Origin of the sequence: Streptomyces sp. NPDC014801, from assembly GCF_043082085.1 — a bacterium.
GTDB lineage: Bacteria > Actinomycetota > Actinomycetes > Streptomycetales > Streptomycetaceae > Streptomyces.
Genome location: NZ_JBIBXG010000003.1, coordinates 116,969 through 138,894, shown reverse-complemented (window position 1 = coordinate 138,894; position 21,926 = coordinate 116,969). Strand labels below are relative to the sequence as shown.

Below are 21,926 nucleotides of genomic sequence, written 5' to 3'. Positions count from 1 at the left end.
GGCAGCTCCCTCGCGGCAGTCCCCCCGGCCTCCGCCCCGAGGGGCCCGCCGAGCGGCCCCGCCTCGAAGGGCGAAGGCACCTTCGCGTTGACCGAGCTGATGAGCGCGTTGAGGTCGATGCGCACCAGGTCGACGTCGGCGATCCGCAGGGTGATGTCCCCCGTGATCACCACGCCGCCGGCCAGCAGCCGGTCCAGCAGGTCCACGAGCGCGATCTCTCGGCGTTCGACGACGGTCACCGCGCCCCCTCCCCCGCCGCCCGGGCGGTCTCCACGAACGAATAGGCGGCCCACGGACCGGTGAGTTCCACGCGCATTCCGGGCACGTCGTCCTTCGTGCGGTCCACGAGTTCCACGAATTCCTCGGACTGCGCCCGCGGCACGAGATAGGCCGCATTGAGCACATTGCGTCCGGCCGCCCCGGAAAGAGCCGGGTTCTGCGGCGCGTGCACCCGGGAATCCTCGGCGTGCGCGCAAAGCCTCTCGTGCAGCCGGGTGGCGAATTCCTCGGCTTTTTGCCACATGTCCTCGTGCGCCTTCGCGCGCATACTGCGCCGGCGCAGATAGTCCCGTCCCGAGGCGGCGGGCGCCGGGCCGGAGGCGTCCTGCGGGGACGGCGTCCCGCGCTGGGCCTCCTCGCCCTGCACCTCCGCGTACACCTTCACGCCCCACTCGACCTTGCCCTGGAGCCGGTCCAGGGTGCGCCGGAAGTCCCGGCCGCGGGCCTCCATCATGGTGCGCACGCCGCTGTCGTCGCGGAAGACGGTGCCCAGCCGCAGCGGCAGCGGCGTGGTGACCACGGTCAGCGCGTCGATCACGCCCTGGTGGGCGCGGGCCGTCGCGGTCACCCAGTCCAGATCCTCCAGGTGGGCGCGCAGCGGCTCCTCGGCGAAGTCCCGCTCGGGCACCTCGCTGTAGACCGCGACCAGCCCGTGGTGCGTCAGCTGCCGCGGCGGCGCACCGCCCACCCCGGTCAGCTGCGCCTGGAGGGGCGCGCTGAAGGGGCGGCACACGGCGTAGACGTAGCGCAGTCCGGTCATGGGGCCTCCTCCGCCTGCCGTCGGCCGCTGCCGGCCTCCAGCTCGGCCAGCCGCGCGCGCAGCTCGGCGTTCTCACGGGTGAGTTCGTCGCGCCGGGCGCGGCTGGACAGCGCCGGGTCGCTCTCCCACCAGTCGATACCCATCTCCTTGGCCTTGTCGACCGAGGCGACGATGAGCCGCAGCTTGATGGTGAGCAGTTCGATGTCGAGCAGATTGATCCGGATGTCACCCGCGATGACGATGCCCTTGTCCAGGACGCGTTCGAGGATGTCGGCGAGGTTGGCGCCGCTGCCGCCGCCGTAGGGCTCGGGCAGGCGTCCGGACATGGAGCTGGGTGTGGTCATCGCCGGCTCCCGGAGTACTCGTCCTCGTCCTCCTCCTCTTCGTCGTACTCGTTCTCGGCGTCCTCGGCGCCCTCGTCCTCATAGCCCTCTTCGGGCTCGTCCTCGTACTCGTCCTCGTCCTCGTAGGCGCCCTCCTCGTCGTCCGGCTCCTCGTCCTCCTCCTCGTCCTCGTCCCGGCCGGCGGCCCGCCGGTCCTGGTCCTCGTCCTCGGGGGCTTCCTCGTCGCCGTCGTACTCGGCCTCGGCGCCGGACTCGTCGCCTTCGCCTTCCTGGGCCTCCTCGCCTTCGCCTTCCTGGCCCTCCTCGCCTTCCGCGGACTCGGCCTCCAGGACCTCCTCGTGGCTGCGGACGACCTCGCCGTCCTCGATCTCGCCGCGCCAGCCCTCGTCGGCCTCTCCCTTGAGGGTGATGAAGCGGGCGTAGTTCTTCAGGTCGAGCCGGACCCGGCGGCCCTGGGCGCGCCAGATGTTGCCGGTCTTCTCGAACAGACCGGACGGGTAGTACTCGATCACCAGCAGGACCCGGGTGAGGTTGTCGCCCAGCGAGTGGAAGGTGACCGCGCCCTTGGTGGTGCCCTTGGCGCCCTCCGACGTCCAGGTGATGCGCTGGTCGGGGACCTGCTCGGTGGTGGTCGCCTTCCAGCTGCGGCTGGACCAGAAGATCTTGGCCTGCCAGTCGGAATGGGTGTCGTCGGCGCGGCTCGCGCTCTTGACGCCCTTGGCGAAGTTGCTGAAGTCCTGGAACCGCGTCCACTGGTCGAACGCGGTGCGCAGCGGCACCCCGACGTCGATGTGCTCGATGATCACGGTCGGCTTGTTGCCGGCGCGGCCCTTGCCGCCCTTCTTGCCGCCGCCACCGAGGCCCTTGAACTTCTCCACGACACTGTCCTTGGCACGGGAGGCGCCGAGTTCCAGAGCGGTGCGCAGCGGGCCCTTGCCCTCGGCGAGTTTGCGCCCGCCGTCCAGGGCCAGCTTGGCGAAGCCCGGGCTCTTGCCCTCGGCGATGTCGTTCAGCTTGCCGGTGGTCTCGCCGAGCTTGCGTCCGACGCCGGTGAGCATCCGGGTCGCCTGGGCGGCGAGGTAGTCCTGCAGTTCGGCCTTGAGCCGGTCCGCGGCCTCGCTGTGCGCGAGGTCGGTGAGCGGGTTCTTGTCGGTCGCGCCCTTGGCGGCACCCGTCGCGCCCCGCGCGGCCGATCCGAGGGTCTCGGTCATTGTTCACCGCCTCCCTTCGCCTGCCGGCCCCGGCCGGCGGTCTTGGCGGCCGCCTTGCGGGCCGATGCGGCCTTCTTCGCCGCGTCGCCGGGCGCCTTCTTCGCGGCCGGCGGGGCGCCCTTCCTGCCGGGGGCCTTCTTGGCCGCCTTCTTCGCCGGCTGGGCCGACTTCGCCGCCTTCTTCGCCGGACCGCCGCGCTCCCCCGCGGACCCGCGCCGCGCGCCCCCGGAGTCGCCCGACCGCCTCGGCTTCTCGGACTCCCCGGAGTCCTCCGGTTCGTCCTCGGGGGCCTCGTCGCGCTCGTCCGCGGCCTCGTCGTCGGTCTCCGCCTCGTCGCCCGCGTCGGCCTTCCCGCGCTTGGAGCCGCCGGTGAGCTCCCCGCGCATCTCGGCGGTACGGGAGTGCAGCCGGTCGGCGAGCGCGCCGATCTGCCGTTCGACGAGGGCGCCGGAGGCCGCCTTGCCGGCCCCCCGCAGGTCGCCGCGCAGCTGGTCGCCCAGCTCCTTGAACTGCGGATTGTTCTTCAGTTGCTGGTTCACCAGGTCGGCGACCATGCGCGGGCTGAGATTCAGCCGTTTGCCGGCGACCAGGCTGCCGACGGCGAGCGCCATCTTCGCCTTCTTCGTACGTCCCAGGACGTACCCGGCCCCGATCGCGAGGCCCAGTCCCACTCGGTTCATTGTGCCGTCCACTCACCTGTTCCCGCGCTCGCGCGCGTCGCCGTCTCCAGCCGGTCGAGAAGTTCGTCCTCCTGCCGGTCGAACTCCTCCTCGCTGATCTCGCCGGCCTCCAGCCGCTCCTCCAGGCGGGCCAGCTCGGTCCGGATGGTGGCCGGGTCGTAGTAGATGCGCTCCGCCTCGCGAAGCACCTGTTTCATCACCCACCCACTGCCGCGCACCGGTGCGAACGGCAGCAGCAGCACCTCGCCGAGCAGGCCCATGCCCTCACCCCTCTTCGGTGTCCACCCCGCCGGTCAGCGAGGCCGCGTCCGCGTGCTCCGCGGGCCCCGGGTCGACGAAGCTGTACGGCGGCAGCGGCCCGTTGGCGCGGATCTCCAGCTGCGGCAGTTCCGCGCGGGCCCGTTCGAGCGCGGCCACGAAGTGCTCGGCCGCGTCCTTGTCCACCAGGTACGAGACGTTGGCCAGCCAGCCGGTGGACTCCGGTCCCGCGCTGACCGCCGCGGCGGCGGGCTCCAGGATCCGCTGCAGCACCGTGGCGTCCTCCGCCTCCCGCGCCTTGACCGCGGCGGCGACCAGCTCGCCGAGGCGCAGCTTGTCGTCGTAGCTTCCGCCGCCGGAGCGCCGGTTGGCCTCGGCGAGAGCGCGGATGTCGGGGTTCTCGGCCATCACCCGGTGCAGGACCGCTTCCTCCACGTGGTTGGCCTTGACGTTGTACTCGACGCGGCCGTCGAGGGCGCGCAGGCGCTCCTGGTAGTGGTCGGCCCGGTCGGTGAGCACCGTCGTGACGGTGTCGTCGTCGGGGGCGATGCTGCCGAAGCGCATGGGCAGCACGCAGCCGGCCGCGCCCGCCTCGCCGAGCACGCTCTGGTGGGCGAGAAGGTCGCGCCGCTTGGGGCGCAGACCCTCGGGTGCGTCGCTGACGATGGCCGCCAGCGGGCCCGCCTTGAGGATGCGCACGGGACGGGCCGGCTCACCGACGCCGCCCATGCCCTCGGGGAGGCCCGGGTGGGAGCTCGCTGCGATGCCGTAGACGTAAGTGCTCACTCCTGCTCCTCCTCCCGCTTGCGGCGGGCCGCCGCCTTGCGCGGCCGCGGCCGCTCCTCGGCCTCGCCCTCGTCACGCGCCTGCTTGAACGCGTCGGAGATCGTCTGCGCGGCACCCGACAGGGCGCCCTTGGACTTGCCGCGTGCGCCGGACTCGGTGATCTCGCCGACCAGGTCCGGCAGGCCCGGGTTCTTGTGCGGCCCGGACTCCAGGTCGAGCCGGTTGCACGCCTCGGCGAAGCGCAGATAGGTGTCGACGCTGGCCACCACGACCCGCACGTCGATCTTCAGGATCTCGATGCCGACGAGGGAAACCCGCACGAACGCGTCGATGACCAGCCCCCTGTCGAGGACGAGCTCGAGTACGTCGTAGAGGCCGCTTGAGCCGCCCCCACCGCCGGACTGCTGTGCCGGGACAACGGTCATGCCGACCGTGCCTCCTTCTGTCGTCAGGTGATCATTTACGTACCGGTTTGTCGAGAGCGGTGCTCAGCGGCCGCGGGCGTCGGACCGGCCGCGCTCGTAGCGGCGGACCTTGCGGTACCCGGTGAGCTGCCCCTCGGGGTCCAGCTCCACCTGGTAGCTCGCCATGAGGCTCATGGTGTCCGGCACCCGGGCCAGTTCCAGGACCTCGACCTCCAGGGCCCAGCCGTCCTCGGTCTGCTCGAAGGAGGACACGGACTCCGGGTTCATCCCGGTCAGCTCGGCGAGCTGGCTCCGCGCGTTGCGCAGCACCTCCATCGGGCTCAGGCGCTCCTCGGCCGTCTGCCGCTCTTCGGGTTCGTTCGGTGAATTCTGCGAATCTCGCGTGTTGTTTGTGTTCGCCATGGCCACCTCTCTCCTCCGTGTGGCCGCTCGTTCCTTGGCCAAACCTTCACGGGGGCAGGCGCGAGCGGCACGAGCGTGTCCGCTCGCACAGCGTGGCCGGTCAGCCGCGCAGCGCGGCGAGCCGGCGGCGGGCCGGGCCGAGCGCGCGGCCCCGGCCCATCAGCCCCTCCCACGGGTTCGTGCGGGCCTGGTCGACGGCGTCGGCGATGGTCCAGCGGCGGGCGTCGACGGCCGGGTCGTCCAGCTGCTCCCAGGTGATCGGCACCGCGACGGGCGCGCCGGGCAGCGCCCGCACGGTGAACGGGGCGACCGCGGTCTGCGCGTAGGCGTTGCGCTGGACGTCCAGGTAGAGCCGGTCGCCGCGGTCCTTCTTGCGGGCGGCGGTGGTCAGCTCGTCGGGGTGTGCTGCGGCGAGCACGTCCGCAACGTCGTGCGCGAACTGCCTTGCCGCACCGAAGTCCTGACGGCCGTTCAGGGGCACGACGACGTGGACGCCCCGCGATCCGGTGGTCATCGGGGCCGAGGGCAGGCGCAGCTCGTCGAGGAGCTCGGCCAGCCGGCGGGCGGCGCGCCGGACGGCCGCGAAGGTGCCGTCGGGGCTCGTCCCGGACTCCTCGGGCGCACCGGGCGGGTCGAGGTCGAAGACCAGGCGGTCCGGGGTGTCGACGCTGCCGGTGCGGGAGAGCCAGCGGTGAAAGGTGAGGCAGGCCTGGTCGGCGAGGTAGACGAGGCCGGCGGTGTCCTCGCACACGGTGTGGCACACCGTGCCGTCCTCCTTCGGCAGCTCGACCCGGCCGATCCACTCGGGGTAGTGCTCCGGCGTGTTCTTCTGCATGAACCGGGGCCCGTCGAGGCCGTCGGGCTGCCGCTGCAGCATCAGCGGCCGGCCGCGCAGGTGCGGCAGCATGAACGCCGCGACGGACCGGTAGTAGTCGACCAGATCGCCCTTGGTGTACGCGGGGGCGCCGTCGTGGGCGGGGAAGAGGACCTTGTCGGGCCGGTGCACCTGCACCGTCCGGCGCCCGGCCCGCACGGTCCGCGACGCGCGGGCGCTCACCGCACGACCGCCTCCTCCACCAGCAGCCGTCCGGCCGCCGCGACGGACTCGGCGTCGATGCCGGCGGCGTGCAACTGCTCCTCCGGGGTCGCCGAGCCCGGCATGTGGCGCACCCCGAGCCGTACCAGCCGCGGCACGGGCCGGCCGTCGGCGAAGGCCTCCGCCACGGCGTCGCCGAGGCCGCCCTCGGGGTGGTGGTCCTCGACGGTGAGCAGGCACCCGGTGTCCTCGGCGGCCCGCCGCAGCGTCTCGGTGTCGACGGGCTTGACCGAGTACAGATCGATCACCCGGACGGCGATGTCCTGCGCGGCCAGCGTGTCGGCGGCGGCGAGCGCCTCGGGCACGGTGACCCCGGCCGCGACGATCGTGAGCCGGTCGCGGGCGGAGGAGCGCAGCACCTTGCTGCCGCCGACGGGGAACTCCTCGTCGGGCCCGTAGAGCACCGGCCCCTTGCCGCGCGAGGTGCGCAGGTACCGGATGCCCTGCAGGTCGGCCATGGCCGCGACCAGCTTCGCCGTCTGGTTGGCGTCGCACGGGTAGAGGACCGTGGAGCCGTGCACGGCCCGCATCATCGCCAGGTCCTCCAGCCCCATCTGCGAGGGACCGTCCTGCCCGATGGCCACACCGGCGTGGGAGCCGACCAGGTTGATCCCGGAGCCGCTGACGGACGCCATGCGCACGAAGTCGTACGCGCGGGTGAGGAACGCCGCGAACGTGGAGGCGTACGGCACCCAGCCGCGCGCGGCGACGCCGACGGCGGCCGCGACCATCTGCTGCTCGGCGATGTAGCACTCGATGTACCGGTCGGGGTGCTCCTTGCCGAAGAGTTCCGAGCGCGTGGAGTCGCCCACCTCGCCGTCCAGGGCGACGATGTCGCCGCGTCCGCCGCCGAGTGCGGCGAGGGCCTTGCCGTAGGCGTCGCGGGTCGCGGCCTCCTCGCCCAGGTCCCAGCTCGGCAGCCGGTACGGCGAGGTGGTGGCGGAGCGCAGCACAGTGACGGTCGGCGGCTCGTGCACCTGGACCCGGATGTCACGCACCCCGCCGAGCTGCTCGATCGCCTCGTCGGCCTCCGGCAGCGGCTTGCCGTGCAGCCCCTCGCGGTCCTGCACGCCCTCGACGCCCTTGCCCTTGAGAGTGCGGGCGATGATCGCGGTCGGCTGCCCGGCGGTGGACAGGGCCTCCCCGTAGGCGCGGTCGATGGCGTCGACGTCGTGGCCGTCGATCTCGATCGTGTGCCAGCCGAAGGCCCGGAAGCGGCGGGCGTAGGCGTCCAGGTCGTGGCCGTGCCGGGTGGGCCCGCGCTGCCCGAGCCGGTTGACGTCGACGATCGCGATCAGGTTGTCGAGGTGCTCGTGGCCGGCGTGCTCGGCGGCCTCCCACACCGATCCCTCGGCCAGCTCGCTGTCGCCGGTGAGGACCCACACCCGGTAGCCGTCGTGCTCCAGCCGCTTGCCGGAGATCGCGATGCCCACGCCGACGGGCAGGCCCTGCCCGAGCGAGCCGGTGGCGGTCTCCACCCAGGGCAGCCGCTGCGGGGTCGGATGGCCCTCCAGCCGGCTGCCGAGCTTGCGGAAGGTGAGCAGTTCGTCCTCGTCGATCGCCCCGGCGGCCTTGTAGGCGGCGTACAGCAGCGGCGAGGCGTGTCCCTTGGACAGCACGAAGCGGTCGTTGCCGGGATGGTCGGGCCGGTCGAAGTCGTAGCGCAGGTGATGGGCGAGCAGGACGGCCATCAGATCGGCCGCGGACATCGACGACGTCGGATGCCCGGAACCCGCGGCGGCGGACGCGCGCACGCTGTCCACGCGCAACTGCTGTCCCAGTTCGACGAGTTCACCGGTGTTCATGTGGCTCCTTCAGCTTGGGTCGTCGGGTGCGTCGGTGCGCCGGACGGGGCCGGGCGCGGGGTGGTCCGCGTCCAGGGCGTCCGGCCCGGGCCCGCTTCCGCCGGCCTCGGCGGGGGCCTGCCGACCGGTCTCGGCGGAGGATTGCCGGCCGCCCTCGGCGGAGGGCTGCCGTGCGGGGTCGGGCACGCGTGCCAGCTCCGGCGAGGCCGTGTCCAGCGGCACGGACCAGGACCGCACGAGGCCCAACTGGACGCCTTGGCGCGGCAGTACGGCGTCCAGCAGCCAGTCGGCGGCGACGCGGACCCGGTTGCCGGGCATCGCCGCGAGGTGGTAGCCGCGGGTGACGAGGCCGGCCGGGGGCCCGGACAGCGGGACGCCGAGCGGATTGGCCGCGGCCTGGGCACCGCCGAGGTCCACGACGAACCCCAGGTCCCGGTGCCGGTAGGGGCGCGGCTCGCCCTCACCGAGCGAGGCGGCCACGTTCCGCGCGGCGACCTTGCCCTGCCGCCAGGCGTGCTGCGCGGTCATCGGGGTGTACGACCCGGGCTGGTCGAGATCCGGTACGGCGGCGGCGTCACCGCAGGCGAACACCTCCGGCCGGCCCGGCACCTGCAGGGTGGGCTCGACCAGGAGCCGTCCCCGCTCCAGCGGCAGCCCCAGCGACTCGGCGAGCGGATCGGGCCGCACGCCGACGCACCACACGAGGGTGCGGGTGTCCACGGATCCGCCGTCGGTGAGCAGGACACCCCGTCCGGTGGCCTCCTTCACGGACGTGCCCATCCGCACGTCGACCCCGCGCTCGCGCAGCACGCGGTCCGCGGTGCGGGACATCCGCTCGTCCAGCTCGGGCAGCACGCGCTCCGCGATGTCCAGCAGCATCCAGCGGGGCCGCGTCCCGTGCGGCAGGGGGTGCCTGCGCACCAGCGCGTCGGTGAGCAACTGCCCCTGCGCGGCCACCTCGGTCCCGGTGTACCCGGCGCCCACGACGACGAAGGTGCAGCGGGCGGCGCGCTCCGCGGGATCGCCGGCGCCCGCGGCGAGCTCGATCTGCCGGATCACGTGGTCCCGCAGATACAGCGCCTCGGGCAGCCCGCGGAACCCGTGCGCGTGCTCGGCGACACCGGGGATGGGCAACAGTTTGTTGACGCTCCCGGCGGCCAGCACGAGCCGGTCGTAGGGCAGGGACCCCCGGTCCCCCTCCGGACCCACGTACCGCACGACCCGCTCGTCCAGGTCGACCCCCTCGGCCTCCCCCAGCACCAGCCGCACGCCCCGCAGCGTCCCGGTCAGCGACACGGTGACCCGCCGCGCCTCCAGGATCCCGGCCGCGACCTGCGGCAACAGGGGCAGGTACAGGAAGTAGTCGGTCGGGTTCAGCAGCACGATCTCGGCCCGCCCGCGCGCCATGCGCCCGAGCACCCGGGCCGCCCGGTACCCGGCGAACCCGCCGCCGACGATCACCACCCGCGGTCGCCTCACGCTGCCTACCCCTCCACCACGCCGTCCGTACGGAGACCCTCCGCGTTTCCCTGCCCGGCTGCCCCAAACGTGGGGCTGCGCCGCGGGACGGGGGGGCGGGCGCAGGCCAGGCGGTGCCGCGGGCGGCACCTCCTGCCCGACCGAGACGGGTGGGCAGGCGGGCCGACACCCCCGAACAACCGGGTCACCGGCGGAGCCCTGGGTACTCGGCCCCCCGACCACGTCCCCACCCCGCACGGAGGCGCCCCCCATGCCCCAGTACGGCTACTTCCTCTCCTGCGAGCAGTACGGCCCCGCGGAGCTGATCGAGCAGGCCCGCATGGCCGAGCAGGCCGGTTTCCAGGCCCTGTGGATCTCGGACCACTACCACCCGTGGAACGACGCGCAGGGCCAGAGCCCGTTCGTCTGGTCGGTGATAGGCGCCCTGTCGGAGGCGGTGTCCCTGCCGATCGAGACGGCCGTGACCTGCCCCACCGTCCGTATCCACCCGGCCGTGGTCGCGCAGGCCGCCGCCACCAGCGCCGTGATGACGGACGGCCGCTTCCGTCTGGGCGTGGGCACGGGCGAGGCCCTCAACGAGCACATCCTCGGTGACCCCTGGCCCCCGGCCCACGTACGCCTGGAGATGCTGGAGGAGGCCATCCTGGTGATGCGCCGCCTGTTCACGGGCGAGGAGGTCAACCACCACGGCACGCACTACACGGTGGAGAACGCCCGCCTGTACACGGTCCCCGACGAGCCCGTCCCGATCGACATCTCCGGCTTCGGCCCGGCCGCCACCAAGCTGGCGTCCCGCGTCGGCGACGGCTACATCACCATCGAGCCGGACGCGTCGATGGTGGAGCAGTACCGCAAGGGCGGTGGCGGGGCGAAGCCGGTCAGCGGCGGCACGAAGGTCTGCTACGACACCGACAAGGACGCCGCCGTCCGCACCGTGCACCGCCTGTGGGCGAACGAGCAGCTGCCCGGCGAGCTCGGCCAGGTGCTCCCCTCCCCCAAGCACTTCGAGCAGGCCCAGCAGCTGGTCACCGAGGACATGGTCCGCGAGAACCGGGTGTGCGGCGACGACGCGGACGAGCACGTGGCGGAGCTGCGCCAGTTCGCCGACGCGGGCTTCGACATGGTCTACGTCAACCAGATCGGCCCCGACATCCGCGGCTTCTTCGACTTCTACCGCACGAAGGTGCTGCCGCAGCTCACGCAGTCCTGACGGAACCGCGGCCACGCCAGGCGCCGCCGAAGAACCCGCAACCGACAAAAAAAGGGGGGCGTCCCGCCGACCGCGGGACGCCCCCACCCCACCTCACCCCGTGATCCGCCGCAGCGGCGTCCACGGTGTCCGTCCCCGCCGGCGCAGCCCCGCCGTCACCACGGCGCCCAGCCCGCCGACGACCAGCCCCGCACCCACCCGGTTGCGGTTGCGCGAGGCCCACTCCTGCACGCTCCGGTCGGCGGACTCCCCGTCGAACCGCCCGTGCGCCCCGTGGTCGCGGCCCCTCGCCCCGTCGGCCGGCGACCAGAGGTTGGCGGTGTTCCCGTGCGGGCCGTCCTCCTGCTGGGAGTCGTACCCCGTACGGGCGAGGTAGCGGTCGAGCAGCCCGGGTACGACGGCGTTGGCGAGGAGCGTGGCCGCCGTGGAGCCGCCCACCCAGTACTCGCGCCGTCGCGGATGGAAGGCGGCGTGGACGATGGCCCGGGCGGCGACCTCCGGCTGGTACACGGGCGCCACGGGCCGGGCGCGTCCGGGGAGCCGGTCGACCACCCAGTCGAACTGCGGGGTGTTGACCGCGGGCAGCTGCACCATCGTCGTGCGGACCTTGCTGCCGTCGTGCAGCAGCTCGCAGCGCAGGGACTCGGTGAAGCCCTGGATGGCGTGCTTGGCGCCGCAGTACGCCGACTGCAGCGGCACCCCGCGGTAGGCGAGCGCGGAGCCGACCTGCACCACGGTGCCCTTGTCGCGCGGCAGCATGTGCCGCAGCGCCGCCCGGGTGCCGAAGACATAGCCCAGATACGTCACTTCCGTCACCCGGCGGAACTCGTCCGCGCTGATCTCGGTGAACGGCGCGAAGACACCGGTGAAGGCGTTGTTGACCCAGACGTCGATGCGGCCGAAGGTGTCGGCGACCTGCTGGGCGGCGGCGTCGACGGCCTTGGCGTCGGCCATGTCGACGGGGACGACGAGTGCCTCGCCGCCGGCCTCGCGCACCTCCTGCGCCGCGGCGGCCAGGCCCTCCCGGCCGCGGGCGAGCAGGGCGACCCTGGCGCCGCGCTCGGCGAAGGCGCGGGCGGTGGCCCGGCCCACGCCCGCGCTCGCCCCGGTGACCACGACGGCTTTCCCTCGCTTCATCAGCTCCCCTTCGCCACCTCGTGAGCCGTACGTCCGTTCTCTTCAGAGTCCCCCGGGGGCGGCCGTCGCGCCCGCTCGTCACGCCCGATGGTGGGGCGTCTCGGGGCCGGCGCCGCCCTGGCGCGGTACGGCAGGTCCGGCGCCGCCGGCCCCGCCGGGGACGGACGGCGGTACGGGCGGCATCGGCGGCACCTGCGGGTGAGACGCAGACCCGCCCAGCGGCCCGGCGGCCGGGACACCACCCGCGTCGAGCTCGCCGCCGCCCGCGGCGTGCTCACCGGCGCCCGGGGCGAACCCGGCGGCCCCCTCCGCGGTGGGCCGCGAGCCGGTGGACCGGGAGGCGGACGGCCGCGCGGCGCCGCGCAGCAGGTAGGCGGCGACGCCGAGCACCGCCGCGGTGATCAGGGCCGCGGCCCAGCCGGGCAGGCCGAGGGCGAGGGCCAGGCCCAGAGCGAGCGCGAGGGCCGCGCCGGCGTACAGCGCGGCGGCGCCGGACGCCGCGTACAGCAGGGCGGTGCGGCGCCGGGCGCGGGTCTGCCGGCGCAGTTCGTCGCGCACGGTCTCGCGGGCCACCTGCGCCAGCTCGTCGACCAGATGCTTGTCCAGATGCTCCAGGTGATCCAGCGGTTTCATGCCGGCCGGGTACCCGGCGCCGACCGTCCGTAACGCCGTGCAGCCGGGCGCCGGCGGAGATCCGGTGAAGCGATCACCCGGCCCTGCACGGCCCAACTAGGCTCTGCCGTATGGAGATCCTGGGTGCCACGCTTCGTGTGTGCGTCGACGACCTGGACGCCGCGATCCCCTTCTACGAGCGGCTCGCGGGCGGCAGAGCCCTCCGGTTCGCACGCGGCGGCGTCGAGGTCGCCGCGGTCGGCTGCTTCCTGCTGATGAGCGGCCCGGAGGAGGAGCTCGACGTGCTGCGCCGGGTGGCCGCGACGATCGCGGTCGCCGACGTCGACGAGGCGCACACGGTGCTCACCGAGCTGGGCGCGGACGTGGTGGCGGGCCCGGTGCCGACGCCGGTCGGCCGCAACCTGATCGCCCGTCACCCGGACGGCGCGGTCTACGAGTACGTGGACCGCCGCCGTCCGTGAGCCGGCGCCGCCGGGCACCGGACCGGGGTGGCCGTGGGCGGTGGCGCCGCGGCCGCCACGGACGGTGACCGCTCGTCAGGACGGCCGCATCCGGAAGTCGTAGCGGTCGGGCAGGGGCTCGTCGGAGAGCCGGGCCCACAGCCGTCCGATCACCTCGTCGCCCTCCCGCAGGTCGGCGACCTCGAAGCCGGCGTCGAACACGGCCCGCGCCTCCTCAGGCCGGCCCTCGGCGAGCAGCAGCGCGGCCTGGAGCAGCCGGAACCGGCCGCGCTGCCGGGTCGCCGGGTCCAGCCGCTCCCACACGGCCCGCGCCGTCCCGGTGCGGCCCGCGGCGAGCAGCGTCTCGATGGCCTCGCGGCCGAGCGCGGCCGTGGCGGCCGTCCACTCGGGTCCGCCGTCGCCCCGCGCGCGGCACAGGTCGTCGAAGGCGTCGGCGTAGCGTTCGGCGGCCCGCTCGGTGTGCCCGCCCTCGCGGTCGGCGACGGCGAGGCAGCGCAGCAGCGGCCACGACGAGGGCGCGAGCGGCAGCGCCCGCTCCCAGCTGCGTACGGCCTGGGCGCGGTCGCCGGCGTGCCACTGGGCGATGCCGAGGTGGTACTCGGTGTGCGGATCGGCCGGCGCGGTCTCCAGCATGTCCCGCCAGGGCGGGGCGACGAGGCTCTCGCCGGGCGGCCGGTCCGGGTGCGGCGCGGGCAGCACGCCGGTGCGCAGCAGGGTCAGCCACGGCTGCTGTTCCTCGCCGAGGGTGGTCTCCTCGAACGGGGTGCCGGGCAGTTTGAAGCCGCCGCGCAGCACTTCCAGCGCGCCCCAGCCGGAGCCGGTGGCGAGGGTCTCGGCGGGCTCGGTGTCGGCGTGCGGGAGCCAGGCGGTGTACGCGGCGTCGACGTCGGCGGCCGGGAGCACGGCGGCGAGGCGCGCCTCGGCCCGGTCGACGACGGTGGTCCACTCGCCCTCGGGGTCGGTGTCTAGGGAGCCGTACGCCTCCAGCCAGGACAGCTCGCTCTCCGGTGCGAGTTCGACGTGCTCCAGCTGGGTCCGGGCGAGTCCGGCCTGGATCTCGCAGTAGCCGCCGGTGCCGGGTTCGGTGAGCCACTGCTGCCAGCGGCGGCCGCCGGGCAGATGGCCCCACACGAAGAGTTTGCGGCCGCGCAGCACGTCGGTGGAGGTCTGCACGAGGCCGTGCCCGTCGGCGTCCAGGGCGGCGATCCAGCGCCGGCGCCGCTCGGGCACCTCGTAGAAGTAGTCGGCGGCGTAGGGGCTGTTGAGCGGGTAGGTGCGGTCGACGCCGTCGTGGACGGGGACCGGGACGCGGCGCAGCCGGCGTTCGTAGCCGAAGTGGTATGCCTCCCGGGCGGGGACGAGGACCCGGCAGTCCTCGGGGACGGCGATGTTGGACCACCAGTAGGTGGGCGTGGGCCGCTCGTGCGGGTTGCGGACGCGCACGCCGACGTAGAGGAAGTCGGAGCCGTCGGGCAGCCACAGGTCGACCTGGAAGGGCAGGTCGCGCAGCCGCTCCCACTCCCACAGCCGCAGCATGTCGGTGCCGTCGGGGCCGGGCACCCGGGCGGCGTGCAGGGGCGCGCAGGACAGGGTGGTGTGCCCGGTGGCGCCGATGTTCCATTCGATGCCGCCGGAGTACCAGGCGCCGTTGAGCGCGAAGTTGGCGGGCTGCACCACGGGGTTGCGGTAGAGGAGTTCGCGGCCGGTCGGCTTGTGCAGCAGGGAGACGATCCGGCCGCCGAGGCCGGGCAGGACGGTGGCGCGCAGGCGGTCGTTCTCGAGGACGAGGGCGTCGAGCAGGCGGGGCACGCGGTCGCGGTCGTAGCCGTCGCGCACCCGCACGGGCAGCAGCCCGGTCAGCGGGGCGTAGCCGATCTGCCGGGCCATGTCGCGCGGCAGGCCGGCCTTGTCGCGGTCGTCGATGCGGTGTGTCTCGTCCAGCGGCCGCAGTGCGGGCAGCGGGTTGTCCGGGCCGAGGTCGGCGGCGGGCAGCGTGAGTACCTCATGTCGGATCGTCGTCACGACGACCATGGAAGCGGTTGCCGGGTGATCCGGCCAGGGTCGGCGCGGGTCAGGATTGCGCAAAGCCGCCGGCGTTTATTCGGTGGGCGGGGTGGCGCCCGCGCTCGTACAGTCGGCTCTTTGACCGAAGTGAACGAAGCGACCGAATCGACCGCAGCGGCCGAAGCGGCCAGAGCGACCGAATCGACCGCACCGACAGCACCGACCGCATCCACCGAAGGAGCACGAGCGTCCGATGAGCGAGCAGCACACCTACCGGGTGATCGTCCGGGGCACCTGGGACGGACTGACCGAGGAGGCCAGGGAGCGGCTGCTGGCCGGGGCGGCCGAGCACGGGCTGGCGAGCATGCGGTTCACCGAGGAGGGCACGCTCAGCTACGAGCCGCGCCCGCTGAAGCACTTCTCGATGCGGTTCGTGGTGGTCTCGGACGCGGCGGACGGCGAGGAGATGGCCGCGGCGATCGCCGAGGACCGGGCCGCGACCACGCTACGGGGGCTGGGCTACGGCTTCGGTGAGCTGAAGTCGTCGGTCACCGACCTCGACACGATGAAGATCAACTACAAGTCCGCATCTCGGCGGTGAGCGCCCACCGCTCGTGATCGCGCCACGCCCCGTCGATGTAGAGCATCTTCGGCGAGTACCCCTCCAGCCGGAAGCCGCAGGCGCGGGCGAGGCCGAGGGAGGCCGCGTTGCCGGGCTGCGCGTTGATCTCCAGCCGGTGCAGCCGCATCGGCCCGAAGGCGTGGCCGACGACGAGGTTCAGGCCCTCCTTCATCAGGCCGCGCCCGGCCGCGTGCGCGAAGGCGCCGTAGCCGAGCGCGCCGCTGAGGAAGGCGCCCTCGACGATGTTGTTGATGTTGATGTAGCCGGCGATGCCGCCGCCGTCCTTCTCGCAGACCAGGAACCCGGCCTTGGACGGGTCCTCGATCAGCCGGGACGCGTACGCCGTGTAGGCGTCCGCGCTGAGCGGCGGGAACAGCCAGGGGTGGTGCAGATCCTTGCTCTGACGGGCCCGGGCGGTGAACTCCGGGCCGTCGTCGTAGGTGAAGTGGCGTATGCCCACGCGGGGCCCCTCGGCGAGGTAGCGGGATGCGGTGTGCGGCATTCCGTCACCTTACGACGCACCACGCGAGGCCGCCCGGGCTGCCCGGCACCGCGGCGGCGTCGCTGTTTCCTCCGGGTGTTCCGGACGACACCCCCTAGCGGCGGCGCCGGGTGAGGAAGAACGCTCCGAACAGCGCGCCGATCAGGCCGGTGGCCAGCAGGGCCGCCCACAAGGGCATGGTGACCACCGGGACCAGGACCCGGATCTCGGTCTCCTGGGTGTTCTCGAAGATGAAGACCAGCGCGAGCACGGCCAGCACCAGCGCGGCGATCCGGCCGGGGGTGAACATCTCCCGCCGGCTGCCGCCGCGGACGCCGCTCTCCGGGCTCTTCGTCTTCTGACGCATACCTCCAGGGTGCGGCCCCGGAAGCCCGCCCGCACGGTGGGCCGCGCCCCCCGGGTGACCGGGCCGCGGCCCACGCCACCGCCCCGCCGCGCGCCGACGGCCGGGTCGGGCGAGCGCCGGGGGTCGGGCGAGCGCCGGGGTCAGGCGAGCGCCGGCTCGTCCAGGGTCAGGGTGCCCGCGCCGGCGTCCAGCTCCGCCGCCGCTCCGAACGGGATGGTCAGCGCTCCCGGGCCGTGGCCGAAGCCGAACTCCTCGGCGACCGGCACCTCCAGCCCGCCGAGCCGGTCGGCGAGCAGCGCGCGCACCCGCTCGTACGGCCCGCACTCCGCCCAGGAGCCGAGCAGCACCCCGTGCACGCCGTCCAGCCAGCCGGCGCGCAGCAGCTGTGTGAGACAGCGGTCCAGGCGGTAGGGCTCCTCGCCGACGTCCTCCAGGCACAGCAGGCCGCCCCGCGCGGACGGCCGGGCGTGCGGGGTGCCCAGCTCGGCGGCGAGCAGGCTCAGGCAGCCGCCCAGCAGGACGCCGCGCGCCCGTCCGGGCACGAGCGCGCCGCCGCCGGAGGCCACGGTGCGCACGGTCTCCGGGGCGAACAGCGTGGCCCGCAGATGGTCCTGGGCGCGGGCGTTCTTCACGAAGTCGATCCCGGCGGCCATCGGCCCGTGCAGGGTGAGCAGTCCGAGCCGGGTGGCGAACGCCTCGTGCAGCGCGGTGATGTCGCTGAAGCCGACGAACACCTTCGGTCCGGCGGCGGCCATCGCCTCCCAGTCGAGCAGGTCGGCCATGCGCTGCGCGCCGTAACCGCCCCGCGCGCACAGCACGGCGTCGACCGACGGATCGCACCAGGCGGCCTGCAGGTCGGCGGCCCGGTCCGCGTCGGTGCCGGCGAGGTAGTCGAAGCCGGGGTGCCGCCCGAGTACATGGGGCGCGACGACCGGGTCGAGGTCCCAGCCGCGCAGCACGTCGAGTCCGGCCTGCAGCCGCTCCTCGGGCACCGGCCCGCTCGGCGCGACGACGGCCACCCGGGCGCCGGGCGCGAGGCGGCGCGGCCGCGTCAGAGGGGTCACGTGCGTCATTTGGCGAGCTCCAGGGCCGGGATGCCGGGGACGTGCAGGCCGAACACCTGGGCGTACAGGGAGAGTTCGGCCTCCAGCGCGCGCACCATGGTCTCGGCGCGCCTGAAGCCGTGTCCCTCGCCCTCGAAGGCGATGTAGGCGTGCGGCACCCGGCTGCCCTCGAGGCGGGCGAGGAGGCGTTCGCACTGCTCGGGCGGGCAGATCACGTCGTCCAGGCCCTGCAGCAGCAGGAAGGGCGCGGTGATCCGGTCGGCGTGCGCGAGGGGCGAGCGCGCGGCGTAGCGTTCCGGGTCGAACGGCCCGACGAGGGAGTCCAGGTAGCGGGACTCGAAGTCGTGGGTGCCGCCCGAGGCCCAGCCGACGAGGTCGAGCACCGGGTAGACGATCGTGCCGCAGGCGTAGACGTCCGTCGTGGCGAGGGAGGCGGCGGCGGTCCAGCCGCCGGCGCTGCCGCCGCGGATCGCGAGCCGGGCCGGGTCGGCGGCGCCCTCCTCGGCGAGGGCGCGCGCGACGGCCGCGCAGTCCTCGACGTCGACCACGCCCCACTGCTCGCGCAGCCGCTCCCGGTAGGCGCGCCCGTACCCGGTGGAACCGCCGTAGTTGACCTCCACGACGCCGATGCCGCGGGAGGTGAAGTAGGCGATCTCCAGGTCCAGGACGAGCGGGGAGCGGCCGGTGGGCCCGCCGTGCGCCCACACCACGTACGGCGGCAGCTCGCCCTCGGGCGCCGCGCAGTCCGGGTGGTGGGGCGGGTACACGTGGGCGTGGATCTCGCGCCCGCCGGGCCCGGTGAAGGTGCGGCTGTGCGGCTCGGGGTAGTGGGCGGGGTCGACGGCGTCCTCGTGGGGGTGGCCGATCACGCGGGCCCGCCCGGTGCAGGTGTCCAGCTCGACGACCTCGCCGCCGGTGCGGGGGCTCGCGCCGACGGCCAGCACCCGGTCGCCGTGCACGGCGAGGGTGGGGGCGAACTCGGTCCACGGGCCGGCCGCGTCGACCAGGTCGCCGGTCTCCGGGTCGAGTATCCCGAGGACGGCGGGCCCGCGCCCGTGCAGGACGGCGATCAGCCCGCTGTCCAGCGGCGCGAACCAGCGCTGGCCCAGCTTCCACAGCGGCCCGGCGAACTCCTCCTCGCGCGGGCACAGGGGTGCGCCGTCGCGGTAGAGGTTCCACCAGCCGGTGCGGTCGCTCGCGTACAGCAGCCGCCCGTCGGCCGACCAGTCGGCCTGGGCGACGGACTCCTCCGGGCCGCCCGCCACGGTCCGCGGCGGACCGAACCGCCCGTCCGCCCCGACGTCGGCGACCAGCAGCTCGGTGCCGTCCCACGGCATCCGCGGATGGTCCCAGGCCAGCCACGCCGCCCGCCGCCCGTCCGGCGACAGCCGCGGCCCGGTCACGAACCGGTGCCGCTCGGGGGTGAGTTCGCGCACCGCGCCGCGGTCGCCGGCCGCCGAGCCGTCCAGCGGTACGGCGGCCAGGACGCGCCGTACGTCGGTGGGCGCGGGACCGGTGAACTCCTCCAGCACGCACCAGACCTCGCCGCGGCCGGGCAGGATCCGCGGCTCGGCCCAGCGCGGCCCCGGCGGGGTGAGCGGGCGCGGCTCACCGCCGGGCTGGAAGGCGTACAGCCGCTTGTCGGCGAAGTGCGTGAACACCAGGAGCGGCCGGCCGTCATGCGGCACGCCGTCCCAGGGACGCCCGCCGTACTCGACGACCCGGCTGCGCACGTTCCACGGCGCGGGCAGGACCGCTTCCTGGCGGCCGTCGGCGTGCCGTCGCACCAGGGTGCGCCGGCCGCCCTCGCCGGGCCGCGGCTCGGTCCACCACGCCTCGTCGCCGACGAAGCCGACGTACTCGGGGAGCCCGTCGTGGGCGGCGGCCAGCGCCGCGTCGATCGGCGACGGCCACGATCCGTACGGCAGGGTCTGCACGCTGCTCATTCCTCCCGGGGAGCCCTTCTAGGCCGTGCGCAGGAAACGGTCGAGGACGCGGACGCCGAAGTGCAGGGCCTCGACGGGCACCCGCTCGTCCACGCCGTGGAAGAGAGCCTGGTAGTCGAAGCCCTCGGGCAGCTTCAGCGGGGTGAAGCCGTAGCCGGTGATGCCGAGGCGGGAGAACTGCTTGGCGTCCGTGCCGCCGGACATGCAGTACGGCACCACGTGCCCCTCCGGCGCGAACTCCTCGACCGCCGCCCGCATTTTCGCGTACGTCGGTGAGTCCACCGGCGCTTGCAGGGCGACCTCGCGGTGGTGGAAGGCCCACTCCACGTCCGGGCCGGTGAGGTCGTCGAGGGTGGCGCGGAACTCGTCCTCGTGGCCGGCGAGGAAGCGGCCGTCGACATGGGCGACGGCCTCGCCCGGGATGACGTTGATCTTGTAACCGGCGTCCAGCATGGTCGGGTTGGCGCTGTTGCGGACGGTGGACTCGACGAGCTTCGCGGCCGGGCCGAGCTTGTCCAGCAGCGCGTCGACGTCGCCGAGGTCCGCCTCGATGCCGTACAGCGCGGCGAGTTCGGTGAGCGCGGCCCGCACCGTCGGGGTGAGACGGGCCGGCCAGGTGTGCTCGCCGATGCGGGTGACGGCGGCGGCGAGCCGGGTCACCGCGTTCTCCCGATTGACCTTGGAGCCGTGTCCGGCCCGGCCGCGCGCGGTGAGCGTCAGCCAGCCGGTGCCGCGCTCGCCGGCGGCGATGGGATAGAGCTGCCGTCCGGAGCCGTCGTGGAAGGTGAACGCGCCGGACTCGCTGACGCCCTCGGTGCAGCCCTCGAAGAGGGCGGCGTGCCGGTCGGCGAGGAAGCCGGAGCCGTCCTCGGCGCTGGCCTCCTCGTCCGCCGTGAACGCGACGACGACGTCCCTTCGGGGCCGGAAGCCCTCGCGGGCCCAGGCGCGTACGACGGCGAGGATCATCGCGTCCATGTTCTTCATGTCGACGGCCCCGCGCCCCCACACCACGCCGTCGCGGACCTCCCCGGAGAAGGGGTGCACGCTCCAGTCCCGGGCCTCGGCGGGGACGACGTCCAGGTGGCCGTGGAGCAGCAGGGCGTCCGCGGACGGGTCGGTGCCCTCGATCCGGGCGACGACGTTGGTACGGCCGGGGGTGCGCTCCAGCAGCACCGGCTCCAGGCCCGCGTCGGCGAGCCGCTCCGCGGCGTACTCGGCGGCGGGCCGCTCCCGGCAGTCGCCGCCGCGGTTGGTGGTGTCGATGCGGATGAGGTCCGAGGTGAAGGCGACCACCTCGTCCAGGGCCCGGGGGTCGACGGTGTCAGCCATACTGCTCCTCCACGGCGGCCGAGGCGATGGTGGTGACCGCCTTGAACGTGCGGATCCCCTCGTACATGGTGGCGCTGGTGTACGCCACCTTGCGCTCGCCGATCCGGGCGACCCCCGGCACCACGGTCGCGGCCATGGCCAGGTGCTCCGCGTCGAACTCGACGGCGATCGTGAACGGTCCTGCGGCCACGGGTTCCTGACGGACCGCCAGCCGTGCGGCCTCCTTGGCGGCGGCGCGGATGTCGGCGGCGGTGCGGGCCGGGGTGCGGCACACGGCGGCGTAGCGCGACACATGGTCCTTGACGGCGACCTTCGGTGCCTCGGGCGCGTAGCCGAGCGCGTCCTCGCACGCCACGTCGTCGCCGGTCACCAGGATCACGGGCACCCCGTACTCGGCGACGACGTGCGCGTTCAGCAGGCCCTCGCTGGCGCGGACGTCGTTCAGCCAGACGCCGGTGATCTGGTTGGCGAGGTAGGTGTGGGCGAGGACGCCCTCCATGCCGGCACCGGCGTGGTAGCCGACGAACGCGATGCCGTCCACGTCGCCGTGCTGCACGCCCTCGACCATCGACAGGGCCTTGTGCCGGCCGGTGAGCATCTGCGCCCGCTCGTCGAGCCGCTCCAGCAGCAGGTTGCGCATCGTCCAGTGGGCCTCGTTGATCAGCACCTCGTCGGCGCCGCCGTCGAAGAAGCCCAGCACGGCCGCGTTGACGTCGGAGGTGAACATCTCCCGGCACCGCTCCCACTGCGGCGTCCCCGGCAGCACGTCGGCCGGCCAGGTCACCCCCGTGGCGCCCTCCATGTCGGCACTGATGAGGATCTTCATGCTGCGCCACGTTACGCGCCGCCCGGCCGCGCGGCCAGGCATCCGGGCCCACACCGCGACGCCGTATCACCGCCCCCACCACCGGACGCCCGCACACGCCCGGGCGGACGCACGGGTCCGCGCTCGGCGTGCCGTGGGACCGCCCCGGCCGAGTGGTGCGGGACGCCCCGGCCGGGTGGCGCGGCACGGCCCGGCCGGGTGGTGCGGGACGCCCCGGCCGGGTGGTGCGGCACGGCCCGGCCGACGAGGGCGCGCATGACCTCGCCGGGAAGCGGCGATGGCCGGGGCCCGGGCGCCGCGCCGGGCGCGCGGCGCGGAGGA

Annotated in this window: 23 protein-coding genes and 1 pseudogene; 3 read left to right on the top strand and 21 right to left on the bottom strand. The window is 74.1% G+C overall.

The features are described 5' to 3' along the window. Positions 1-62: 62 nt before the first annotated feature. The 12 genes and pseudogenes from ACF1AL_RS07380 to ACF1AL_RS07325 all read right to left on the bottom strand — a co-directional run. Positions 63-239: pseudogene (locus ACF1AL_RS07380) on the bottom strand (gas vesicle protein); the annotation flags it as partial. Then, positions 236-1,039 carry a GvpL/GvpF family gas vesicle protein gene (locus ACF1AL_RS07375; RefSeq protein WP_366836718.1) on the bottom strand — a complete coding sequence of 268 codons (804 nt, stop codon included), beginning with the start codon at positions 1,037-1,039 and terminating at the stop codon, positions 236-238. The gene ACF1AL_RS07375 and the pseudogene ACF1AL_RS07380, both read right to left, overlap by 4 nt. Then, positions 1,036-1,383: a gas vesicle protein gene (locus ACF1AL_RS07370; RefSeq protein WP_391658126.1), complete on the bottom strand. Its 348-nt coding sequence runs from the start codon at positions 1,381-1,383 to the stop codon at positions 1,036-1,038. Before ACF1AL_RS07370 ends, ACF1AL_RS07375 begins: the two co-directional genes overlap by 4 nt. Beyond that, entirely contained in the window at positions 1,380-2,594 is a 1,215-nt protein-coding gene (locus tag ACF1AL_RS07365; RefSeq protein WP_391825511.1) for an SRPBCC family protein, read from the bottom strand. Before ACF1AL_RS07365 ends, ACF1AL_RS07370 begins: the two co-directional genes overlap by 4 nt. Next, positions 2,591-3,274, bottom strand: coding sequence for a DNA primase (locus tag ACF1AL_RS07360; protein ID WP_391695329.1), 684 nt, complete (start codon positions 3,272-3,274; stop codon positions 2,591-2,593). The genes ACF1AL_RS07365 and ACF1AL_RS07360 overlap by 4 nt, the downstream gene beginning before the upstream one ends. Beyond that, positions 3,271-3,534: a gas vesicle protein GvpG gene (locus ACF1AL_RS07355; protein ID WP_366836714.1), complete on the bottom strand. Its 264-nt coding sequence runs from the start codon at positions 3,532-3,534 to the stop codon at positions 3,271-3,273. Before ACF1AL_RS07355 ends, ACF1AL_RS07360 begins: the two co-directional genes overlap by 4 nt. A 4-nt stretch (positions 3,535-3,538) precedes the next feature. Continuing rightward, positions 3,539-4,318 (bottom strand): GvpL/GvpF family gas vesicle protein, encoded by a 780-nt coding sequence (locus ACF1AL_RS07350; RefSeq protein ID WP_384205887.1) that lies wholly within the window; start codon positions 4,316-4,318, stop codon positions 3,539-3,541. Further along, positions 4,315-4,743 carry a gas vesicle structural protein GvpA gene (locus tag ACF1AL_RS07345; RefSeq protein ID WP_366836712.1) on the bottom strand — a complete coding sequence of 143 codons (429 nt, stop codon included), beginning with the start codon at positions 4,741-4,743 and terminating at the stop codon, positions 4,315-4,317. Before ACF1AL_RS07345 ends, ACF1AL_RS07350 begins: the two co-directional genes overlap by 4 nt. A 63-nt stretch (positions 4,744-4,806) precedes the next feature. Further along, positions 4,807-5,145, bottom strand: coding sequence for a gas vesicle protein (locus ACF1AL_RS07340; protein WP_366836711.1), 339 nt, complete (start codon positions 5,143-5,145; stop codon positions 4,807-4,809). Positions 5,146-5,245: 100 nt separating this feature from the next. Then, a complete protein-coding gene (gene ligD, locus ACF1AL_RS07335) occupies positions 5,246-6,202 on the bottom strand; it encodes a non-homologous end-joining DNA ligase (protein ID WP_391825510.1) in 957 nt (318 codons plus the stop codon). After that, a complete protein-coding gene (locus tag ACF1AL_RS07330) occupies positions 6,199-8,046 on the bottom strand; it encodes a transketolase (protein ID WP_391695323.1) in 1,848 nt (615 codons plus the stop codon). The genes ligD and ACF1AL_RS07330 overlap by 4 nt, the downstream gene beginning before the upstream one ends. A gap of 9 nt (positions 8,047-8,055) precedes the next feature. Beyond that, entirely contained in the window at positions 8,056-9,525 is a 1,470-nt protein-coding gene (locus tag ACF1AL_RS07325) for an NAD(P)/FAD-dependent oxidoreductase (RefSeq protein ID WP_391825509.1), read from the bottom strand. 250 nt (positions 9,526-9,775) lie between these two features. Here ACF1AL_RS07325 and ACF1AL_RS07320 point away from each other — a divergent pair, with 250 nt between their 5' ends. Then, the gene (locus tag ACF1AL_RS07320) at positions 9,776-10,735 is read left to right on the top strand and encodes an LLM class F420-dependent oxidoreductase (protein WP_386421063.1); all 960 of its coding nucleotides are present in this window, start codon (positions 9,776-9,778) and stop codon (positions 10,733-10,735) included. Positions 10,736-10,828: 93 nt separating this feature from the next. Here the strand turns inward: ACF1AL_RS07320 and ACF1AL_RS07315 are convergent, their stop codons facing one another. Beyond that, positions 10,829-11,872, bottom strand: coding sequence for an SDR family oxidoreductase (locus tag ACF1AL_RS07315; protein WP_391695316.1), 1,044 nt, complete (start codon positions 11,870-11,872; stop codon positions 10,829-10,831). A 78-nt stretch (positions 11,873-11,950) separates the two neighbouring features. After that, the gene (locus tag ACF1AL_RS07310) at positions 11,951-12,505 is read right to left on the bottom strand and encodes a phage holin family protein (RefSeq protein ID WP_391825508.1); all 555 of its coding nucleotides are present in this window, start codon (positions 12,503-12,505) and stop codon (positions 11,951-11,953) included. Positions 12,506-12,615: 110 nt separating this feature from the next. Between ACF1AL_RS07310 and ACF1AL_RS07305 the strand changes: the two genes are divergently transcribed. Continuing rightward, complete coding sequence (locus ACF1AL_RS07305; protein WP_391658117.1) at positions 12,616-12,966, top strand: VOC family protein; 351 nt, start codon at positions 12,616-12,618, stop codon at positions 12,964-12,966. A 75-nt stretch (positions 12,967-13,041) separates the two neighbouring features. On the opposite strand, the gene ACF1AL_RS07300 is transcribed toward ACF1AL_RS07305, so the two are convergent. Continuing rightward, the gene (locus ACF1AL_RS07300) at positions 13,042-14,997 is read right to left on the bottom strand and encodes a DUF5107 domain-containing protein (RefSeq protein WP_391825507.1); all 1,956 of its coding nucleotides are present in this window, start codon (positions 14,995-14,997) and stop codon (positions 13,042-13,044) included. A gap of 226 nt (positions 14,998-15,223) precedes the next feature. Here ACF1AL_RS07300 and ACF1AL_RS07295 point away from each other — a divergent pair, with 226 nt between their 5' ends. Further along, positions 15,224-15,571 (top strand): DUF6204 family protein, encoded by a 348-nt coding sequence (locus tag ACF1AL_RS07295; RefSeq protein WP_366836702.1) that lies wholly within the window; start codon positions 15,224-15,226, stop codon positions 15,569-15,571. Here the strand turns inward: ACF1AL_RS07295 and ACF1AL_RS07290 are convergent. The 6 genes from ACF1AL_RS07290 to ACF1AL_RS07265 form a co-directional block, all read right to left on the bottom strand. Further along, the gene (locus tag ACF1AL_RS07290; RefSeq protein ID WP_384205908.1) at positions 15,543-16,094 is read right to left on the bottom strand and encodes a GNAT family N-acetyltransferase; all 552 of its coding nucleotides are present in this window, start codon (positions 16,092-16,094) and stop codon (positions 15,543-15,545) included. The genes ACF1AL_RS07295 and ACF1AL_RS07290 overlap by 29 nt on opposite strands. A gap of 94 nt (positions 16,095-16,188) precedes the next feature. Beyond that, on the bottom strand, positions 16,189-16,440 hold the full coding sequence (locus tag ACF1AL_RS07285) for a LapA family protein (RefSeq protein WP_366836700.1): 252 nt from the start codon (positions 16,438-16,440) through the stop codon (positions 16,189-16,191). Positions 16,441-16,580: 140 nt separating this feature from the next. After that, positions 16,581-17,504, bottom strand: coding sequence for an LD-carboxypeptidase (locus ACF1AL_RS07280; RefSeq protein ID WP_391779793.1), 924 nt, complete (start codon positions 17,502-17,504; stop codon positions 16,581-16,583). A 5-nt stretch (positions 17,505-17,509) separates the two neighbouring features. Beyond that, positions 17,510-19,450, bottom strand: a complete 1,941-nt coding sequence (locus tag ACF1AL_RS07275) for an LpqB family beta-propeller domain-containing protein (RefSeq protein WP_391825506.1) — start codon at positions 19,448-19,450, stop codon at positions 17,510-17,512. 18 nt (positions 19,451-19,468) lie between these two features. Continuing rightward, positions 19,469-20,779, bottom strand: a complete 1,311-nt coding sequence (locus ACF1AL_RS07270) for a M20/M25/M40 family metallo-hydrolase (RefSeq protein ID WP_391818721.1) — start codon at positions 20,777-20,779, stop codon at positions 19,469-19,471. Further along, positions 20,772-21,605, bottom strand: a complete 834-nt coding sequence (locus ACF1AL_RS07265; RefSeq protein ID WP_366836696.1) for a M55 family metallopeptidase — start codon at positions 21,603-21,605, stop codon at positions 20,772-20,774. The genes ACF1AL_RS07270 and ACF1AL_RS07265 overlap by 8 nt, the downstream gene beginning before the upstream one ends. Positions 21,606-21,926: the final 321 nt, after the last annotated feature.

Bases quoted from the DNA above. Each gene is read 5' to 3' on its own strand.
- ACF1AL_RS07375 (WP_366836718.1), bottom strand. From the start codon at position 1,039: ATGACCGGACTGCGCTACGTCTACGCCGTGTGCCGCCCCTTCAGCGCG.
- ACF1AL_RS07370 (WP_391658126.1), bottom strand. From the start codon at position 1,383: ATGACCACACCCAGCTCCATGTCCGGACGCCTGCCCGAGCCCTACGGC.
- ACF1AL_RS07365 (WP_391825511.1), bottom strand. From the start codon at position 2,594: ATGACCGAGACCCTCGGATCGGCCGCGCGGGGCGCGACGGGTGCCGCC.
- ACF1AL_RS07360 (WP_391695329.1), bottom strand. From the start codon at position 3,274: ATGAACCGAGTGGGACTGGGCCTCGCGATCGGGGCCGGGTACGTCCTG.
- ACF1AL_RS07355 (WP_366836714.1), bottom strand. From the start codon at position 3,534: ATGGGCCTGCTCGGCGAGGTGCTGCTGCTGCCGTTCGCACCGGTGCGC.
- ACF1AL_RS07345 (WP_366836712.1), bottom strand. From the start codon at position 4,743: ATGACCGTTGTCCCGGCACAGCAGTCCGGCGGTGGGGGCGGCTCAAGC.
- ACF1AL_RS07340 (WP_366836711.1), bottom strand. From the start codon at position 5,145: ATGGCGAACACAAACAACACGCGAGATTCGCAGAATTCACCGAACGAA.
- ACF1AL_RS07330 (WP_391695323.1), bottom strand. From the start codon at position 8,046: ATGAACACCGGTGAACTCGTCGAACTGGGACAGCAGTTGCGCGTGGAC.
- ACF1AL_RS07320 (WP_386421063.1), top strand. From the start codon at position 9,776: ATGCCCCAGTACGGCTACTTCCTCTCCTGCGAGCAGTACGGCCCCGCG.
- ACF1AL_RS07315 (WP_391695316.1), bottom strand. From the start codon at position 11,872: ATGAAGCGAGGGAAAGCCGTCGTGGTCACCGGGGCGAGCGCGGGCGTG.
- ACF1AL_RS07310 (WP_391825508.1), bottom strand. From the start codon at position 12,505: ATGAAACCGCTGGATCACCTGGAGCATCTGGACAAGCATCTGGTCGAC.
- ACF1AL_RS07305 (WP_391658117.1), top strand. From the start codon at position 12,616: ATGGAGATCCTGGGTGCCACGCTTCGTGTGTGCGTCGACGACCTGGAC.
- ACF1AL_RS07300 (WP_391825507.1), bottom strand. From the start codon at position 14,997: ATGGTCGTCGTGACGACGATCCGACATGAGGTACTCACGCTGCCCGCC.
- ACF1AL_RS07295 (WP_366836702.1), top strand. From the start codon at position 15,224: ATGAGCGAGCAGCACACCTACCGGGTGATCGTCCGGGGCACCTGGGAC.
- ACF1AL_RS07290 (WP_384205908.1), bottom strand. From the start codon at position 16,094: ATGCCGCACACCGCATCCCGCTACCTCGCCGAGGGGCCCCGCGTGGGC.
- ACF1AL_RS07285 (WP_366836700.1), bottom strand. From the start codon at position 16,440: ATGCGTCAGAAGACGAAGAGCCCGGAGAGCGGCGTCCGCGGCGGCAGC.
- ACF1AL_RS07275 (WP_391825506.1), bottom strand. From the start codon at position 19,450: ATGAGCAGCGTGCAGACCCTGCCGTACGGATCGTGGCCGTCGCCGATC.
- ACF1AL_RS07270 (WP_391818721.1), bottom strand. From the start codon at position 20,779: ATGGCTGACACCGTCGACCCCCGGGCCCTGGACGAGGTGGTCGCCTTC.
- ACF1AL_RS07265 (WP_366836696.1), bottom strand. From the start codon at position 21,605: ATGAAGATCCTCATCAGTGCCGACATGGAGGGCGCCACGGGGGTGACC.